This is a genomic window from Streptomyces luteosporeus, assembly GCF_039532865.1.
In the GTDB taxonomy this organism is placed as follows: domain Bacteria; phylum Actinomycetota; class Actinomycetes; order Streptomycetales; family Streptomycetaceae; genus Streptomyces; species Streptomyces luteosporeus.
The window spans coordinates 46,027-64,652 of record NZ_BAAASL010000018.1; the positions used below are offsets into that span (position 1 = coordinate 46,027).

Annotated in this window: 11 protein-coding genes; 7 read left to right on the top strand and 4 right to left on the bottom strand. The window is 73.0% G+C overall.

Going from position 1 to position 18,626, the window contains the following annotated elements:
- Positions 1 to 92 precede the first annotated feature (92 nt).
- The 3 genes from ABD361_RS22430 to fxsT are packed head-to-tail and all read left to right on the top strand — an operon-like array spanning position 93 to position 4,732.
- The gene (locus ABD361_RS22430) at positions 93 to 320 is read left to right on the top strand and encodes a hypothetical protein (RefSeq protein WP_344437284.1); all 228 of its coding nucleotides are present in this window, start codon (positions 93 to 95) and stop codon (positions 318 to 320) included.
- Complete coding sequence (locus ABD361_RS22435; RefSeq protein ID WP_344437285.1) at positions 305 to 1,657, top strand: aKG-HExxH-type peptide beta-hydroxylase; 1,353 nt, start codon at positions 305 to 307, stop codon at positions 1,655 to 1,657. Before ABD361_RS22430 ends, ABD361_RS22435 begins: the two co-directional genes overlap by 16 nt.
- A 57-nt stretch (positions 1,658 to 1,714) precedes the next feature.
- Complete coding sequence (fxsT, locus tag ABD361_RS22440) at positions 1,715 to 4,732, top strand: FxSxx-COOH system tetratricopeptide repeat protein (RefSeq protein ID WP_344437286.1); 3,018 nt, start codon at positions 1,715 to 1,717, stop codon at positions 4,730 to 4,732.
- 77 nt (positions 4,733 to 4,809) lie between these two features.
- On the opposite strand, the gene ABD361_RS22445 is transcribed toward fxsT, so the two are convergent.
- The 4 genes from ABD361_RS22445 to ABD361_RS22460 form a co-directional block, all read right to left on the bottom strand.
- Positions 4,810 to 8,646 (bottom strand): multifunctional oxoglutarate decarboxylase/oxoglutarate dehydrogenase thiamine pyrophosphate-binding subunit/dihydrolipoyllysine-residue succinyltransferase subunit, encoded by a 3,837-nt coding sequence (locus tag ABD361_RS22445; protein WP_344437287.1) that lies wholly within the window; start codon positions 8,644 to 8,646, stop codon positions 4,810 to 4,812.
- Positions 8,647 to 8,880: 234 nt separating this feature from the next.
- The gene (locus ABD361_RS22450) at positions 8,881 to 9,990 is read right to left on the bottom strand and encodes a sensor histidine kinase (RefSeq protein ID WP_344437288.1); all 1,110 of its coding nucleotides are present in this window, start codon (positions 9,988 to 9,990) and stop codon (positions 8,881 to 8,883) included.
- A 36-nt stretch (positions 9,991 to 10,026) separates the two neighbouring features.
- The gene (locus tag ABD361_RS22455; RefSeq protein ID WP_344437289.1) at positions 10,027 to 10,764 is read right to left on the bottom strand and encodes a response regulator transcription factor; all 738 of its coding nucleotides are present in this window, start codon (positions 10,762 to 10,764) and stop codon (positions 10,027 to 10,029) included.
- Between the two features lie 108 nt (positions 10,765 to 10,872).
- On the bottom strand, positions 10,873 to 11,571 hold the full coding sequence (locus tag ABD361_RS22460) for a spermidine synthase family protein (RefSeq protein WP_344437290.1): 699 nt from the start codon (positions 11,569 to 11,571) through the stop codon (positions 10,873 to 10,875).
- A 159-nt stretch (positions 11,572 to 11,730) separates the two neighbouring features.
- On the opposite strand from ABD361_RS22460, the gene ABD361_RS22465 reads away from it, so the two are divergent.
- From ABD361_RS22465 to ABD361_RS22480, 4 genes are all read left to right on the top strand, one after another.
- Entirely contained in the window at positions 11,731 to 12,405 is a 675-nt protein-coding gene (locus ABD361_RS22465) for a rhomboid-like protein (protein WP_344437291.1), read from the top strand.
- A gap of 241 nt (positions 12,406 to 12,646) precedes the next feature.
- Positions 12,647 to 15,043: an endopeptidase La gene (lon, locus tag ABD361_RS22470; RefSeq protein ID WP_344437292.1), complete on the top strand. Its 2,397-nt coding sequence runs from the start codon at positions 12,647 to 12,649 to the stop codon at positions 15,041 to 15,043.
- A 73-nt stretch (positions 15,044 to 15,116) separates the two neighbouring features.
- A complete protein-coding gene (locus tag ABD361_RS22475) occupies positions 15,117 to 15,647 on the top strand; it encodes a DinB family protein (protein ID WP_344437293.1) in 531 nt (176 codons plus the stop codon).
- Between the two features lie 194 nt (positions 15,648 to 15,841).
- Positions 15,842 to 18,598, top strand: coding sequence for a M4 family metallopeptidase (locus ABD361_RS22480; protein WP_344437295.1), 2,757 nt, complete (start codon positions 15,842 to 15,844; stop codon positions 18,596 to 18,598).
- Positions 18,599 to 18,626 lie beyond the last annotated feature (28 nt).

Here is an 18,626-nt window from a genome sequence, read left to right on the forward strand (position 1 = left end):
TCCGAACGTGTTTCCGGAAAGCGGACCCTGGGAAGAACCGTGCAGCCGCGGGGGCAGGCGTCCCGGCGGACGCCGGCAGGGAGGAGAAGACGGTGACCCAGCTCGAGAACGCCCCGGCGGCCGACCGGACGGACGGCGCGCCGCGCACGTCGCCACTGCCCGATCTGAGCCGTACCGGCCTGCGCGGCCTGCGCGGCAGCCGGGACCCGGCCCTGGCGGAGGCCGTGCGCCACGTACTGGCGCACCCCGCCGAGCTGGCGGAGGGCTGGGACGACGGCAGCGTGGGCGGGCTCGCCGGTGCCCCGTGCGACGGCCGGTGAGCCCCCGCCGGCCGGCCGGACGCCCGGCACCCCCGGCCGCGCGCCCCGAGCCCGCGCCCCTGCCGGCGCCCGTCCTGGCCCGGCTGGCCCGCACCCGCTCCGTGCCCGGCGACCTCGCCCTGCTGCTGAGCGCTCTGCACGGCCGCCGACTGGTGCTGCTGAAGTCGCTGCTCACCAGGCTGGAGGAGCCCGCCGCCGCGCCCGGCGGCGCCCGCGCACGCTTCGAGGAGCACTGGCTGCTGCTCGAACGGGCCGAGGTCCGCCGGCCCCACCTGGCCGGCTGGGCCCTGGACTACCCGCCCGTGGGCATCTGGCTCGCCCACGCGCTCACCGCCCCCGACGGCGCCGAACTCGCCCGGGCCCTGGAGCACTTCGGAGCCGTCAGCGCCGCCGTCGCCCTGACCTCCGGCACCGACTTCACCCTCGACCTGCCCGCGCCCGACGGCACCCTCGCCCTGCCCGGCATCGGCACCCTCACGACCCGCAGCCCGCGCCTGCGGCTGACCGCCCGCGGCCCGCTCGCCCGGCTGCGCGAGCCCGGCGGGCCCACCCGGGCCGTCCTGCTGCGCTCCGGCGGCCGGGTCACCGGCGCCGGGCCCGGCTGGCACGGCCTGATGCGGCTGCCGGGCAGCACCGCCCGCCTCGACGACCTCGACCCCTACCGCACCCCGCCCGCAGGCGTCGGCCGGGCCGCGCTGCCCCCCGCGGACCACGGCGCGCACCGCGACTGGCCCCGGCTATGGCGTTCGGCCCTGGCCCTGCTGCGCGACGCCGACCCCGTGCGGGCCGCCGAGGTGACGGCCCTGCTGCGCTGCCTGGTGCCGCTCGTGCCGCGCGACGGCGGGGCCGGCGCCAGCGCCACCTTCCGGGCGGCACCCGGCGCGGTGCTGGCCACCCCGCCGGGCACGGCCGCGGCCCTGGCCGAGGTCCTCGTCCACGAGACCCAGCACAGCAAGCTCGCCGTCCTGCACGACCTCGCGCCCCTGCACCGCGCGAGCGCCGCCCCGCGCCACCGCGTGCCCTGGCGGCCCGACCCCAGACCGCTCGGCGGCGTCCTGCAGGGCACGTACGCCCACCTCGCGCTCGCCGACTTCTGGTCCCGGGCGGCGCGCCGCCCGCACCTCGCGCCCCGTGCGCGGCACGGTGCCCGCGCACGCCGCGATTCCTACCTCCGGCAGGTCGCGCAAGCCCTGCCCGTCCTGCTTGAATCGGCTGAACTGACCGCCGTCGGGCGGCAGTTCGCGGCCGCCATGGAGCGACACCGGGCCTGCCTCGAACAGCCGGACGAGCGCGTCACGAGAATCGACACACTGTCACGCGATGGTGACGTAGGGTAATCTTTGTCGGGCCGGCTCCCTGGCCGGTGCGGCGCGAAGGACAAGGGAGGCGTGCGGATGGCCACGCAGCGGCAGGCCGCCGGCACCGGCGCGCAAGGGCAGGGCGGCGAGCACTTCCTCGTCGTCTTCGCCGGGTTCCACCGGCCCTGGGCCACCTGGATCGCCCACCGCCTGGAGACCCACGGCCACCGGGTCAGCCTGCACCGCTGGGACCCACCGCGCGAGATCCCCCTGGAATCCGCGCTCGGCGACCTGCTGCTGGCCTCCGGCCGCATACTGCTCGTCCTCAGCGACTGGTTCTTCCAGCTCGGCCCCCGGCCCGAGGGGGAGTGGAGCGAGGCCCTGCGCGGCGTCGTCGCCGCCAACGCCCACCGCTTCGCCGCCGTCAACCTCACCAACCGTGCCCTGCTGCCCGCCACCGCCGTCCTCGAGCCCGTCGACCTGTGGGGCATCGGCGCCCAGGAGGCCGAGCGCAGACTGCTCGGCAGGCTCGGGCTGCCCACCGGCGGCCCCCGGCGGTCGGTGCCGGCCGGCCCCGGCTCCCGCTACCCGGGCGACCCGCCGGCCGTCTGGGGCGAGGTCCCCCGCCGCAACGTCCGCTTCACCGGCCGCGACGACCTGCTCAACCGCCTCCAGCAACACCTCATGGACGCCGAGCACAGCACCGCCGTCGTCGCCCTGCTGGGCATGTCCGGCATCGGCAAGACCCAGATGGCCACCGAATACGCCCACCGCTTCAGCTCCGACTACGACGTCGTCTGGTGGGTCAACTGCGACACCCGCGGCACCCTGCGCGAACGCCTGGGCGAACTCGCCCCCGAGCTCGACCTGAACGCCGGCTCCGAGCCCGGCGAGCGCATCCGCGCCCTCAAGGAGGCCCTGCGCCGCCGCGAGCCCCACGGCCGCTGGCTGCTGATCTTCGACGGCTGGGACGACATCGAAGGCGCCGACGACGTCCTGCCCGAGGGCTCCGGCCACGTCCTGATCACCTCCCGCAACCGCAGCTGGGGCGAGGGCCGCGCCGTGGTCCTCGACGTGCCCGGCTTCGAGCGCGGCGAGAGCACCGGCTACCTCATGCGCCGCGCCCCCCGGCTGACCGCCGCCGAGGCCGACGAGGTGGCCGCCGAGCTCGCCGACCTCCCCCTCGCCCTCGTCCAGGCCGCCGCCTGGCTCGGCGAGTCCGACATGGCCGTCGGCGACTACCTGCGCATGGTCCGCGACGGCGAGCTCTCCGAACTCGCCGACCAGACCGGCCTCGACGACGTCCCCCGCTCCTCCCTCACCTCCTGGTCGATACTGATCAACCGCCTGCGCGAGGCCCAGCCCCACGCCGTGGAGCTGCTCTCCCTGTGCGCCGCCTTCGCCCCCGGCCGCATCCCGATCGGCCTGGTGCGCCACCTGCCCGCCTCCGACCTGCCCGAGGGCCTGGCCTGGCTCGCCACCGACCTCGCCGGCTGGACCCGGGCCCTGGACACCCTCGTCAACTACTCCGTCTTCACCCGCGACACCCGCACCGCCCTCGCCGGCGAGGAGCCCGGCCCCGAGCAGGAGTCCGTGCACATGCACCGGCTCGTCCACGACATCGTCGGCCGGCTCACCTCCCCCGAGGAGCGGGCCCTGCACCGCAAGGTCGTCCGCCGCACCCTCGCCGCCGCCGACCCCGGCAACCCCCAGGACAGCCGCCTGTGGCCGCGCTACGCCGAGCTGCTGCCCCACCTCGAACCCTCCGGCGCCCTCGCCAGCCGCAACGAGCGCGTCCAGGACACCGTGCTCAACCTGCTGCGCTACTGCCACCGCAGCGGCGAGTTCCGCACCGGCGTCCAGCTGGCCGAGCAGGTGCGCGAGGCGTGGTCGGAGTTCCAGCCGCCGGAGCACCCGCGCATGGGCGAGCTCACCACCCAGCAGGGCAACATCCTGCGCGCGTACGGCTCCTTCCGCGCCGCCTACGAGCTCGACCGCGAGCTGCTGGACCGGCTGCGCGCCGCCCCCGGCACCGAGGGCACCGCCCTGATGACCGCCACCAGCTGCCTGGCCGCCGACCAGCGCTACCTCGGCCAGTACACCGAGGCCCTGCAGGCCCAGCGCGAGGTGCTGGAGACCGCCCTCGACCTGCTCGGCCCCGACGACTACCTGACCCTCCTCGCCCAGCACAACCTCGGCACCGGCCTGCGGCTGCTCGGCCGCTACGCCGAGGCCTACGAGGTCGACCTCGAAACCCTGCGCAAACGCGAGTCCCTGCTGCGCGCCCGGCACCCCGCCACCCTCGTCTCCGGCAACGCCTGCGCCCGCGACCTGCGGCTCATGGGCCGCTACCGCGACGCCCTGGCCCGCCAGGAGCTCGGCATGCGGCTGCACCTGCAGGTCCTGGGGGCCCAGCACCCGCAGACCCTGCGCGCCCGCCACAACCTCCTGCTGTGCGAGCGGCGCGCCGGCGTGCTGCAGGACGCCGGGGCCGCCATGGCCAGCCTGCTGGAACACACCGAGCAGGTGCACGGCCGCCGCCACTACGCCACCATCGGCCTCGTCGTCGACCACGGCAACCACGCCCGCGAGCACGGCGACCTCGGCCAGGCCAGGGAGCTCATCGCCGAGGGCGAGGCCGGCTTCCGCGAGCTCCTCGGGCCCGCGCACCCCATCAGCACCGGCATGCTCACCAACACCGGCCTGATCCTGCAGGCCTCGGGCGACCGGGCCGAGGCCCTCACCCTCTTCGAGGCCGCCCTGGCGGGCCTGACCGCCACCCTGGGGCCCGACCACCCGTGGGTGCTGGGCTGCGCCCTCAACGCCGCCGGCGGGCGCAACTTCACCGGGCGGCTGGACGCCGCCCACGAGCTCAGCCGCGACACCCTGCGCCGGGCCCGGCAGGCCCTGGGCGACGACCACCCCTTCACCCTGTCGTGCGAGGTGGCGCTCGCCATGGACCTGCGGGGCCTGCGCGAGCACGAGGAGGCCGGCAAGGTCGAGGAGGACGCCCTGCAACGCCTCACCCGCACCCTCGGCGCCCAGCACCCCCACACCCTCGCCGCCCGCCAGCGCATCCGCCCGTACTGGGACTTCGAGCCCTACCTGGGCTGACGGCTCCGGAAACGGGCAGGGCCCGTACCACCGAAGTGGTACGGGCCCTGCTGCACGGCCGACGGCTTCAGGGGCCTTCAGGCCTCGAAGACCTCGGCCACGAGCTGTGCCTGCTCGGCCTGGTGGCGCTTGGCCGAACCCACCGCCGGGGAGGACGAGTGCGGGCGGGAGACCCGCCGCAGCCGCTCCCGGGCCGGGATGTCGGCGCCGACCGCCAGGTCCAGGTGGTCGATCAGGTTGAGCGCGACGAACGGCCAGGCACCCTGGTTCGCCGGCTCCTCCTGCGCCCAGATGTACTTCTCGGCACCGGCGTACTTCTTGAGCTCCTCCTGCAGCTCCGCACCCGGCAGCGGGTACAGGCGCTCCAGACGGATGATGGCGGTGTCCATGGCCCCGCGCTTGACCCGCTCGGCCTCCAGGTCGTAGTAGACCTTGCCGGAGCAGAAGACGACCTTGCGCACGTCCGCCGGGTTGACCGTGGAGTCGCCGATGACCGGCCGGAAGCGGCCGCTCGTGAACTCCTCCGCCTTCGACGCCGCGGCCTTCAGACGCAGCATCGACTTCGGGGTGAAGACGATCAGCGGCTTGTGGTGCGGGTTGTGGACCTGCCAGCGCAGCAGGTGGAAGTAGTTCGACGGCAGCGTCGGCATGGCGACCGTCATGTTGTTCTGCGCGCACAGCTGGAGGAACCGCTCGATGCGGGCCGAGGAGTGGTCCGGGCCCTGGCCCTCGTAGCCGTGCGGCAGCAGCAGGACGACGCCGGAGGTCTGGCCCCACTTCTGCTCGGAGGAGGAGATGAACTCGTCCGTCACCGACTGGGCGCCGTTGACGAAGTCACCGAACTGCGCCTCCCACATCACCAGCGCGTCCGGGCGGGCCAGCGAGTAGCCGTACTCGAAGCCCATCGCCGCGTACTCGCTGAGCAGCGAGTCGTAGACGTTGAAGCGCGCCTGGTCCTCGGAGAGGTAGAGCAGCGGGGTGTAGTCCTCGCCGGTCTCCCGGTCCACCAGCACCGCGTGGCGCTGGCCGAAGGTGCCGCGGCGGGAGTCCTGGCCGGCCAGGCGGACGGGGACGCCCTCCATCAGCAGCGAACCGAAGGCGAGGGTCTCGCCCATGGCCCAGTCGATGGTGCCGTCCTCGACGCTGGAGGCGCGCCGCTGCAGCTGCGGCAGCAGACGCGGGTGCACCGTGACGTGCTCCGGCAGGTTGACCTGGGACTCGGCGATCCGCTTGACGACCTCCTGGGAGATCGCGGTGTCCACGGCGACCGGGAACTCCGGCTCCGCGGCGGGCACCGGGGCCTGGGCCGGCTCCGACGTGGCGTCGCGGACCTCGGTGAAGACCTTCTCCAGCTGGCCCTGGTAGTCCTGCAGGGCCTGCTCGGCCTCCTCCAGGGTGATGTCGCCCCGGCCGATCAGCGACTCGGTGTACAGCTTGCGCACCGAGCGCTTCTTGTCGATCAGGTCGTACATCAGCGGCTGGGTGAACGAGGGGTTGTCGGCCTCGTTGTGGCCCCGGCGGCGGTAGCAGATCAGGTCGATGACGACGTCCTTGTTGAACGCCTGGCGGAACTCGAAGGCCAGCCGCGCCACGCGGACCACGGCCTCCGGGTCGTCACCGTTCACGTGGAAGATCGGCGCCTCGATCATGCGCGCGACGTCGGTGCAGTACAGCGACGAGCGCGAGGACTCCGGCGGCGCGGTGAAGCCGACCTGGTTGTTGATGACGATGTGCACGGTGCCGCCGGTGCGGTAGCCGCGCAGCTGCGACATGTTCAGCGTCTCCGCGACCACGCCCTGGCCCGCGAAGGCCGCGTCACCGTGCAGCTGGATCGGCAGGACGGTGAAGTCCGTGCCGGCCTTGCCGATGATGTCCTGCTTGGCGCGGGCGATGCCCTCGACGACCGGGTCGACCGTCTCCAGGTGGGAGGGGTTGGCGGCCAGCGAGACCTTGATCTGCTCGCCGTCCAGGCCGGTGAAGGTGCCCTCGGCGCCCAGGTGGTACTTCACGTCGCCGGAGCCGTGCATCGACTTCGGGTCGAGGTTGCCCTCGAACTCGCGGAAGATCTGCGCGTAGGACTTGCCGACGATGTTCGCCAGCACGTTCAGCCGGCCGCGGTGGGCCATGCCGATGACGGCCTCGTCCAGGCGGGACTCGGCGGCCGCGTCCAGCACCGCGTCCAGCAGCGGGATGACGGACTCGCCGCCCTCCAGCGAGAAGCGCTTCTGGCCGACGTACTTCGTCTGCAGGAACGTCTCGAACGCCTCGGCCGCGTTCAGCCGGCGCAGGATGCGCAGCTGCTCCTCGCGCTCCGGCTTGTGGTGCGGGCGCTCGACGCGCTCCTGGATCCAGCGGCGCTGCTTGGGGTCCTGGATGTGCATGTACTCGATGCCGGTGGTGCGGCAGTACGAGTCGCGCAGCACGCCCAGGATGTCGCGCAGCTTCATCATCGACTTGCCGGCGAAGCCGCCGACCGCGAACTCGCGCTCCAGGTCCCACAGGGTGAGCCCGTGCTCGGTGATGTCGAGGTCGGGGTGCTTGCGCTGGCGGTACTCCAGCGGGTCGGTGTCGGCCATGACGTGGCCGCGGACCCGGTAGGAGTGGATCAGCTCGAAGACGCGGGCGGCCTTGGTGACGTCGTCGTCGTGGGAGGCGTCGATGTCCTTCAGCCAGCGGATCGGCTCGTAGGGGATCCGCAGCGCCTCGAAGATGTCGTCGTAGAAGTTGTTCTCGCCCAGCAGCAGCTGGTGCATGACCCGCAGGAACTCGCCCGACGCGGCGCCCTGGATGACGCGGTGGTCGTAGGTCGAGGTCAGGGTCATGACCTTCGAGATGCCCAGCTTGTTCAGGGCGTCCTGCGAGGTGCCCTGGAACTCGGCCGGGTACTCCATGGCGCCGACGCCCATGATGACGCTCTGGCCGGGCATCAGGCGCGGCACGGAGTGGACGGTGCCGATGCCGCCGGGGTTGGTGAGCGAGCACGTCACCCCGGTGAAGTCGTCCATCGTCAGCTTGTTGTTCCGGGCGCGGCGGACGATGTCCTCGTAGGCCTGCCAGAACTCGAAGAAGTTGAGGGTCTCGGCCTTCTTGATGGCCGCGACGACCAGCTGGCGCTCACCGTTCGGCTTGACCAGGTCGATGGCCAGGCCGAGGTTGACGTGCGCGGGCTTGACGAGGGTCGGCTTGCCGTCCTTCTCCGTGAAGGAGTAGTTCATCGACGGCATCAGCTTCATCGCCTGCACCATGGCGAAGCCGATGAGGTGGGTGAAGGAGACCTTCCCGCCCCGGGCGCGCTGCAGGTGGTTGTTGATGACGATGCGGTTGTCGAACAGCAGCTTGACCGGCACCGCGCGCACGCTGGTCGCGGTCGGCACCTCCAGGCTGGCGTTCATGTTCTTGGCGACGGCGGCGGAGGGGCCGCGCAGCGTCACGAACTCCGTCTCGGCGGCCGGGGCCGCCTCCTCGGCCTTGACGGCCTTCTTCACGACCGGCTTGGGCGCGACGGCCTTGGCCGGCGCGGCGGCCGGGGCAGCGGCGGCGGGCTTCGCGGCCGGAGCCGCCGGGGCGGCCTGCGCGGGCTTCGCCGGGGCGGCCGGAACCGTCGCGGCCTGGGCCGCGGCCGGGGCGGCCGGGGTCGCAGCACCCGCACCAGCGGCCGGCGCGGCACCGGGCGCCGCGGGGGCGGCCGGGGCGGCCCCGGTCACCTCCTGCGTCGGCGGGGCCGACGCCGTGCCCGGCTTGTAGTCGGCGAAGAAGTCCCACCAGGCTCGGTCGACCGAGTTCGGGTCCTGGAGGTACTGCTGGTAGATCTCGTCGACGAGCCACTCATTGGGACCGAACACATCGGCAGGACTCTTGCCCTGCCCCGCTTGGTCGGTCGAGACGCTCGAGGTGTTGGGGGACTGTGGCGACACGGCGGCAACCGCCCTCTTCCGCTTCCTAAGGTGGTGGACAGCGGGAATAAAGGCTACGCCTGTCGGGACCCTTAATGCAGGCCACCCCGGCCAGTCGTCGCCTAAGTCACACTCTGCCCCGGGTTTCGGGGCATGGCGACGCGGGAAAACCCGGAGGTTCTCCTCCCTCCCGGGTTCCCCGATCACCGGACCGTGCCCCGGTCCGGTCGCGGATGTGTGCTCCCACCAACGACCCTACGCCAACCCGGCCCGCGGGGCCTGTCCCGGAAGCGTGACCTTGATGCGGCAGCCACGGGGCGACTCCGCCACCCCGATGCTCCCGCCGTGCAGGTCCACCGCCCAGCGCGCGATGGCCAGCCCCAGGCCGGTGCCCCCGTCACCCGGCTGGCCGGCCGGCTGGGCGCCGGAGCCCCGGTTGAAGCGCTCGAAGACGCGGTCCCGTTCGGAGGCGGGGATGCCCGGGCCCTCGTCCAGCACCTCCAGGGCCAGCGACTGCGGCCCCTCCCCCCGGCGCGCCCGGACCGTCACTCGGCCGTGTGGGGGACTGTGCTTGACGGCGTTGTCCACCAGATTGGCGACCACCTGGTGCAGCCGCTCGACGTCCGCGTGGGCCGTCAGCTCCGGCGGCGCGACGTCCAGGTGCAGGTGGACGTCCTTGCGGGCGCGCGGCGAGGAGCCGCTGCCGCAGGCCATGCCGGCCTCCTTGAGCACCCCGGCCAGATACGGCCACACCTCGAAGCGCCGGGCGCGCAGCGGCACCACCCCGTTGTCCAGCCGGGACAGGTCCAGCAGCTGCTCCACCAGGCGGCCCAGCCGCTCGGTCTGGCGCAGCGCCGTGCGCATCGTCTCCGGATCCGGCTCCGAGACCCCGTCCACCACGTTCTCCAGCACCGCCCGCAGGCCGGCGATGGGGGTGCGCAGCTCGTGCGAGACGTTGGCCACCAGCTCCTTGCGGTGGGTGTCCACCGCCTCCAGGTCGGCCGCCATCCGGTTGAAGGCGTCCGCCAGGTCGCCGAACTCGTCCCGCCGCCGCGCCTGCACCCGGCGGGTGTAGTCCCCCTGCGCCATCGCCCGGGTGACCTCGGTCATCTCGTCCAGCGGCGCGGTCAGGCCGTGCGCGACGAACTGGGTGATCAGCAGCGAGGCGATGATCGAGAAGACGGTGATCACCCGCAGCTCGGTCGCCGAACGGATGGCCATGAACACCAGCAGGGTGGTGATCGCCACCGAGCCGATCACCAGGGCGCCGAGCGCGGCCTTGACCGAGCGGTACGGATCCAGGGGCCGCAGGGCCAGCCAGATCCGGCTCCCGAGCCCCGGCGGCGGGGTGCTTCCGTCAGTCATGCCGCCTCACCAGTCATGCCGTACAGTCCTGCCGCCTCACGCCGCCGGCGTCTCCAGGGCGTACCCCACCCCGTGCACCGTACGGATCCGCTCGGCGCCGATCTTGCGGCGCAGCGCCTTGATGTGGCTGTCCACCGTGCGGGTGCCGGAGGCGTCCGCCCAGTCCCACACCTCCGCCAGCAGCTGCTCGCGCGAGAGCACCGCGCGCGGGGTGTTGGCCAGGCACACCAGCAGGTCGAACTCGGTCGGCGTCAGGTGCACGTCCCCGCCGCGCACCCGCACCCGGCGCTGGGCGTGGTCGATCTCCAGCTCGCCCAGGCGCAGGATGCCGCTGCGCGGGGTGTGCGCGGCCAGCGTGGCCCGCTCCACCCGGCGCAGCAGCACGTGCACCCGCGCCGCCAGCTCCCGCATCGAGAACGGCTTGGTCATGTAGTCGTCCGCGCCGACCCCCAGCCCGACCAGCATGTCGGTCTCGTCGTCGCGCGCGGTCAGCATCAGGACGGGCACCGGCCGCTGCGCCTGCACCCGGCGGCACACCTCCAGCCCGTCGAAGCCCGGCAGCATCACGTCCAGCACCAGCAGGTCCGGCTGCCAGGCCTCGGCGGTGTCGACGGCGGCGGGCCCGTCGCCCGCCGTGCGCACCTGGAACCCCTCCGCCCGCAGCCGGGCCGCGATGGCGTCGGTGATCGTCCGGTCGTCCTCGACGACCAGCACCCGGCGCTGTGCCCCGACGCTGGCCGCGGCGCCGCTCGGGCCGATGTGTGTCTGTTCCATACGCCCCGCCCCTAGCGTCCTCCCTGCGGAAATCCCGGCACCGGTGCCGGGATCCCCGCCAGTCCTGCAGCTGTGGAAGGCAGGGTACGGGCACCCGGCGCGGCTCGGCTACGCGGCGCTGATCGCGAGGTGGACGACGTCCGGGACGCCTCGGGCAACCGCGATCTCTTCCGTCGTTACCCCGGCGAATCCGGCATTGCGAAGGGCTTGTTCGAACGCCGGCGAGGGCTGCGCCGACCACACGGCGAGCACCCCGCCGGGCGCCAGCCGCGCCCGGCAGGAGGCCAGTCCGGCGGGGGAGTAGAGGCTGTCGTTGTCCTCCGCGACGGTCCAGTCGGGGCCGTTGTCGATGTCCAGGCACAGCGCGTCGAAGACCGGGCCCGACCGGTCCGCCAGGTACGCCACCAGGTCCGCGTGCACCACCTCCGTACGGGGGTCGGCCAGGGCCGCGCCCGAGATCGCCGACAGCGGGCCGGTGCGGTGCCAGTCGATCACCGCCGCCTCGCGCTCGACCACGGTGATCCGCCCCCAGCGCCGCCCGGCCGCCGCCCGGGCCAGCGAGAACCCCACCCCCAGCCCCCCGATCAGCACCGACGGCGCCTGCCGGCCGGCCGGCAGCGCGGCCAGCGCCGCGTCCACCAGCAGCCGCTCGGACCGCCCGTCCGAGGTGTCCATCAGGAAGCACCCGTTGGCGATGATCTCGTGGTGCCCGCCCCGCCGGCGCAGCACGACCTCTCCGTACGGCCCCTCACGGCGCTCGATCACGACGGGCGCATCAACGGGCGCATCAAACGAATCGACAGGCATTGCGTACCTCCTCGCGTCGTTGGCGAACCGGCCGACGCCGAAAAGCGTCAAGAGGTTGACAAAGGTGACCCGAGTCACGCCCCGGAGTTGATCCGGCGGCCGGTCCTGCACCTTAATGTTCAAATCCGGGGGGACGTGCGCGGAAAGGGGCCTGACCGAGTGACTGCGGTTGACGCCGAGGAGCGCCCCGCCGCGACCGCCCCTCGCCGGGGCCGGATACCCACCGCCTGGTTGCGGCTGCTGCCCACCCCCACGAGCACGCCCTTCACCTTCTCCTACGGCCTCGTCCTGCTCGCCACCGCCCTGTACGCCGACCTCGGCGACCAGGCCACGGTCACGCAGCTGCTGAAGGAATCCAGCACCGACGCGGCCCACCTCGCCGACCGCCCCGTCCTCGTCCTCCTTGCGAGCGCCCTGTGGGTGGCCGGCGGCCTCTACTCCGCCTACGGCCCCGCCTTCCTCCTCGTCCTCACCGCCCTCGAACGCCGCGTCGGCGGCGCCCGCACCGCCGGCGTCTTCCTCGCCGGCCACGTCCTGGCCACCCTCGCCACGGAACTCCCCGTAGCGGGCGCGGTGGCGGCCGGCCGCCTCCCCGAGGCGTCCCTGCACCGCCTCGACTACGGCATCAGCTTCGGCCTCATGGCGTGCGTGGGAGCCCTGTCGGGCTTGTTGCCGCGGGTGGGGCAGTGGGTGCTGCTGGGGATCGCGGGGGCGATGTGTGCGCAGGACTTGATCGAACTCATCGACCCCATGTCGAGCTGGGGCCACCCGATAGCCCTCCTGATCGGCCTCTTCTGCCGCCCGCTGCTCCGCGAGGGCCCTGCGGGCGGCTGATCCCCAGCCCCGCCCTCTCCCCGTCTCCCGGGGGCAAGCCCCCGGACCCCCGGACCGGGCTGCGCCCGGTGTCCTCAAACGCCGGACGGGCTGAAATCAGCCCGTCCGGCGTTTGAGGACGCCCGCCGCAGGCGCCCCACCGCCCACACTGATCGCTCACAGCGAACACCCGCCCGGGAACATCCGGGACCGGTCATGCATTGAGTCGGTACAACTCAACTTGCATGCCGAAGGGGAGATCATGGCTTCGACGTCCACACCGCTCACCCTGCCCGTGCTGCCGCTCGACGACGAGGTCGTCCTGCCGGGGATGGTCGTCCCCCTGGACCTCTCGGACGCCGAGGTGCGCGCCGCGGTCGAGGCCGCGCAGGCCGCCGCGGCGAGCGGCACCAAGCCGCGCGTCCTGCTCGTGCCGCGCGTCGACGGCACGTACGCCGGCGTCGGCACGCTCGGCACCGTCGAGCAGGTGGGCCGTCTCTCCGGCGGCGACCCCGGCGCGCTGATCCGCGGTGTGCGCCGGGTCCGGATCGGTGCCGGTACGACCGGTCCGGGTGCGGCCCTGTGGGTGGAGGGCACCGCCGTGGAGGAGGTCACCCCGGATCCGCTGCCGGGCGCGGTGTCCGAGTTGATGAAGGAGTACAAGGCCCTCGCCACCAGCTGGCTGCGCAAGCGCGGCGCCTGGCAGGTCGTGGACCGCGTCCAGCAGATCGACGATCCGGGTCAGCTCGCCGACAACTCGGGCTATTCCCCGTTCCTGACCGTCGCCCAGCGCGTGGAGCTGCTGGAGACCGCGGATCCGGTCGCCCGTCTGAAGCTGGCCGTGAAGCGCCTCGGCGAGCACCTCGCCGAGCAGGACGTCGCGGAGTCCATCGCGAAGGACGTCCAGGAGGGTGTGGACAAGCAGCAGCGCGAGTTCCTGCTGCGCCGCCAGCTGGAGGCCGTCCGCAAGGAGCTCGCCGAGCTCAACGGCGATCCGGAGAACGAGTCGGAGGACTACCGGGCCCGCGTCGAGGCCGCCGATCTGCCGGACAAGGTGCGCCGGGCGGCGCTGAAGGAGGTCGACAAGCTCGAACGCGCCTCCGACCAGAGCCCGGAGAGCGGCTGGATCCGCACCTGGCTGGACACGGTCCTGGAGATGCCCTGGAACGAGCGCAGCGAGGACGCCTACGACCTTCCCGGTGCCAAGGCCGTCCTCGACGCGGACCACGCGGGCCTGGAGGACGTCAAGGAGCGGATCACCGAGTACCTGGCGGTGCGCAAGCGGCGCGCCGACCGGGGGCTGGGCGTGGTCGGCGGGCGGCGCGGGGGCGCGGTGCTCGCGCTCGTCGGCCCGCCCGGCGTGGGCAAGACCAGTCTCGGCGAGAGCGTGGCCCGCGCGATGGGCCGGAAGTTCGTCCGGGTCGCCCTCGGCGGCGTGCGCGACGAGGCGGAGATCCGCGGCCACCGCCGTACCTACGTCGGCGCCCTGCCCGGCCGCATCGTGCGGGCGATCAAGGAGGCCGGCTCCATGAACCCGGTCGTCCTGCTCGACGAGATCGACAAGGTCGGCTCCGACTTCCGCGGCGACCCGGCCGCGGCCCTGCTCGAAGTGCTGGACCCGGCCCAGAACCACACCTTCCGCGACCACTACCTGGAGGTCGAGCTGGACCTCTCCGACGTGGTCTTCCTCGCCACCGCCAACGTCCTGGAGGCCATTCCCGAGGCGCTCCTGGACCGCATGGAGCTGGTGCGCCTCGACGGCTACACGGAGGACGAGAAGGTCGTCATCGCCCGCGACCACCTGCTGCGCCGGCAGCTGGAGCGGGCGGGCCTGTCGCCGGAGGAGGTCGTCATCGAGGACGCCGCGCTGCGCAAGCTCGCCGGGGAGTACACCCGCGAGGCGGGCGTGCGGAACCTGGAGCGCGCCGTCGCCCGGCTCCTGCGCAAGGTCGCGGCCAAGCACGAGCTGGGCGAGCAGGAGCTGCCCTTCACCATCGGCGTGGAGCAGCTGCGCCCGCTCATCGGCCGGCCCCACCACACGCCCGAGTCCGCGCAGGACCCGGCCGAGCGCCGTACGTCCGTGCCGGGCGTGGCCACCGGCCTCGCCGTCACCGGCGCGGGCGGCGACGTCCTCTTCGTCGAGGCGTCGCTGGCCGACCCGGAGACGGGCGGCGCGGGCCTGACGCTCACGGGCCAGCTGGGCGACGTCATGAAGGAGTCGGCGCAGATCGCCCTGTCCTTCCTGCGCTCCCACGGCGCCGAGCTGGAGCTGCCCGTCGGCGACTTCAAGGAGCGCGGCGTCCACCTGCACGTCCCGGCCGGGGCCGTGCCGAAGGACGGTCCGAGCGCCGGCATCACCATGACCACCGCCCTGGCCTCCCTCCTCTCCGGCCGCCAGGTGCGCCCGGACGTGGCGATGACGGGCGAGGTCTCGCTGACGGGCCGGGTCCTGCCGATCGGCGGCGTGAAGCAGAAGCTGCTGGCCGCGCACCGCGCGGGCATCACCACGGTGATCATCCCCAAGCGCAACGAGCCGGACCTCGACGACGTCCCGGCCGAGGTCCTGGCCGCGCTCGACGTGCACGCGGTCTCGGACGTGCGCCGGGTGCTGGAGCTGGCCCTGACCCCGGCGACGGCGACCGTGCCGCTGGCGGCGTAGCCGGCCGGCCGTCTCGTCGGTGCGCGTGTTAGCAGGGGTGACCGCGTGAACGTCCTGTGCCAGGGTGAGCCCCATGGTCTCGATGCCGGACGGGCGGGCCGTGCCGCCCCTGCACGCAGATGAACGGGCCATGCTCGAAGCATGGTTGGACTTCCACCGCGAGACCCTCGCGCTGAAGTGCGCGGGCCTCGACGACAAGCAGCTGCGCACCGCCTCCGCCGAGCCGTCGTCGATGACGCTTCTCGGCCTGGTGCGGCACATGGCCGAGGTCGAACGGAACTGGTTCCGGCGGATCTTCGCCGGCCGGCCGGACACGCCCTGGTTGTACGGGGAGGCCAAGGACCAGGGCTTCGTTCTCGACGCCGACGAGGGCATCGACGAAGCCCTGGCCGCATGGCGGGCGGAGATCGCCGACGCCCGGGAGCTCATCGCCGGTGCCTCGCTCGACGACTGCGGCACGCTCACGGAGGAGGGCGTGCGCTTCATGGGCGAGGAGCGGGTGTCGCTGCGCTGGATCCTCGTCCACCTCGTCGAGGAGTACGCCCGCCACAACGGCCACGCCGATCTGCTGCGCGAGCGCATCGACGGTGCTACCGGCTCGTAGGCCCGGCTGAAATCAACCCCCCGCTACGTACGCCCCATTGATCGGCTCACGCCTCACGGGTTGCATATGCGCCGACCACAGAAATTCCGGCGTTCCGTACGTACGGAGGGGGAACCTTGCGCAGTTCCAGGAGTTCCAGAGCTGGTTCGGGAAGACCGGTAGTCAAGAGCGGAATAGCAGGGGCGGCAGCGCTGGTGAGCGCTGCCGCCCTTGTCGTCGGTGCGCTGCCGGCCCAGGCCCTCGCGGCCGGGAGCGGCAGCGGCGGCGACCCGGCGGACGTCGTTCCGGGGAAGGGAACCTCCACCCCTTCCCTGGTCGACGGCATCCGGGACGCCGCCAAGGCCTCGGGCAGCGCGGCCGATGCGGCCCGGGGGCACCTCGCGGACAAGAAGAACCGTTACCGCATAGCGAATCCGGGCCGTGACCTCACGCCCGTGCAGACGCTCGCCGCGGGGACGGCGGAGACCGTCCGGCTGCAGCAGAAGCACCGCGGCGTCGAGGTCCTCGGCGGGCAGTACGTCGTCCGGATGGAGAAGAAGGACGGCAAGCGCGTCGTCACCGGTACCTCCGGCAAGTACTTCACGGCGCTGACCACCGGCACCACGCCGGACGTCGGCGAGGAGCTCGCCGTCCGGCGGGCCGTCGGCGCCGTCACGGCGCAGCTCGGCGCCAAGAAGCTCCGGGCCGAGGCCGGCAAGCCGGCCCTGACCGGCACCGCCCGCGGCCTCGTCGTCATCCCCAAGGGCCCCGGCGTCCTCACCCAGCACGTCACCGTCCGCGGCGTGGACCCCGCCACCGGCGAGCCGGTGCTGTGCGAGGTCTACATCGACGCCAAGGCCGGCTTCCCGGTCCTGCAGTACAGCGGGATCAAGACCTTCGGCGCGCCGAAGGCGCAGGCGGCCGCCGGCGCGGCGACCGGTGACGCCAAGGAGGGCAAGGCCCCCGACGGCGGGCGCAACCCCGGTGTCCAGGGCTCGGGCGTGAAGTACGACGGCACGACCGTCGAGCTGGGGCTGTTCTTCGACACCGCGCGCGGCGAGTACGTGATGAACGACCACGCGCGGATGTGGGACACCAGCAAGAACGTCATCTCGACCTGGGACGTCCGCGGCAAGGACGTCACCGAGGTCAGCGGCACCTGGCCCGAGGGCATCAAGGAGTTCGGCTCAAAGACGCCGCAGTTCGGCAAGGACGCCACCGAGTCCGGCGCGGTCGACGCGCACTGGGCGGCCGGCAAGGTGTACGACTACTACAAGAAGGTGCACGGCCGCGACAGCCTGGACGGCCGCGGCATGGCCATCAACTCCCTCGTCGGCGTCCAGTACTTCGGCATGCCGTACGTCAACGCCTTCTGGGACGGCACCAAGATGGTGTACGGCGGCGGCGACAAGGAGTTCCGCACCCTCTCCGCCGACCTCGACGTGGTCGGCCACGAGATGACGCACGGCGTCGTCGAGAACTCCGCCAACCTCGTCTACGCCGGCCAGTCCGGCGCCCTCAACGAGGCCATCGCGGACTACTTCGGCAACGCCATCGCCGTCGACGCGGCCGGCATGTCGATGGACGACCCGGACGCGGGCCTGATGGGCGGCAACCTGTGCCGCACCAAGGCGCCGCGCGACTGCGCCTTCCGCGACCTCAACGACGGGGCGACGACGGCCAAGAACTTCACGGGCACCTCCTTCGCCTACGACAACGGCGGCGTGCACCTGAACTCCACGATCTTCTCGGGCGCCCTGTGGGACATCCGCGAGGACCTCGGCCGCACCCTCGCCGACAAGATCGCCTACAAGGCGCTGACGGAGTACATGACCCCGCTCGACGGCTTCACCGAGGGCCGCAACGCGGTCATCGCGGCCGCGCGGGCCCTGCAGGTCTCCGGGCAGCAGCTGAACGTCGTCAAGCGCTCCTTCAACGCCCACGGCATCGTCCCGAACTGGGAGCAGGCCCTGGGCGTCGACTCCGACCAGCTGCTGGGCCGGCTGAACACCGCCGACACCGGCGTGGGCGCGGGCGGCGGCTGGTGGGCCGCGGCCAAGTCGAACGACGACGGCACCGAGGCGTACTCGGTGTGGGCCGGCCGCACGGACGGCTCCGGCACGCCCAAGCTGATCAGCCCGAACGACGGGCGCTTCCACGTCAACCCGGCGACCGACGGCAGGACGGTGGTCTGGTCGGCCTACAGCCCGGCCGGCATCGACGTGCTCTCGCGGCCGCTGGCCGGCGGCCCGGTCAAGAAGCTCTACAGCACCCCCGACACCGTTTCCGGCGTGCGCGTCGAGGGCCAGGTCGTGGTGCTGGAGAAGATGGACCTCTTCGGATCCCGCCACGTGGGCTACCTGCGTCCGGGTGACAAGGAGCCCGCCTGGGTGGACGGCGGCACCTCCGACGTCGGCTCCGCCGCGCCCTCGATCAGCCACGGCCGCATCGCGTACGCCAAGTCCTACCGTGACGGCGACGACTACCGCAGCGGCGTGGAGGTCCTCGACCTCGCCAGTGGCACGCGCACGCTGATGAAGCAGCTCGGGCAGCCGCAGGCCGTCGGCCGGACGGCCATCACCGGCAAGCACGTCTACTGGCTGGCCGACGAGAACGTGGACGACGGCCAGGTGGCCGTGCGCCGGGCGAACCTCGACGGCAGCGGCACGGTGGACGTGAGCCCGGAGAAGGGCGAGCGGGCGCTGTACGCCTTCGACGTCACCGCCTCCGACGACGCGGTGACCGTCTCGGCCCAGGTGCCGGACAGCCGCGCCCGCAACGAGTCGCTGGCCAAGCTGTGGCAGTTCGGCGCGGACGCCACCGGCGCCACCGCCCCCGCCCGGGTCTCCTGCAACCGCGGCGAGCAGATCGGCGCGGCCGCGGCCGGCGGCAAGCAGGTGGTGTGGATCGACGGCACCACCGGCTACACCGATCTGGTGACCCGCACCCGTCCGGCGGGCCACTGCGGCTGACCGGCCGACCGGCCGACCGCTTCACCGG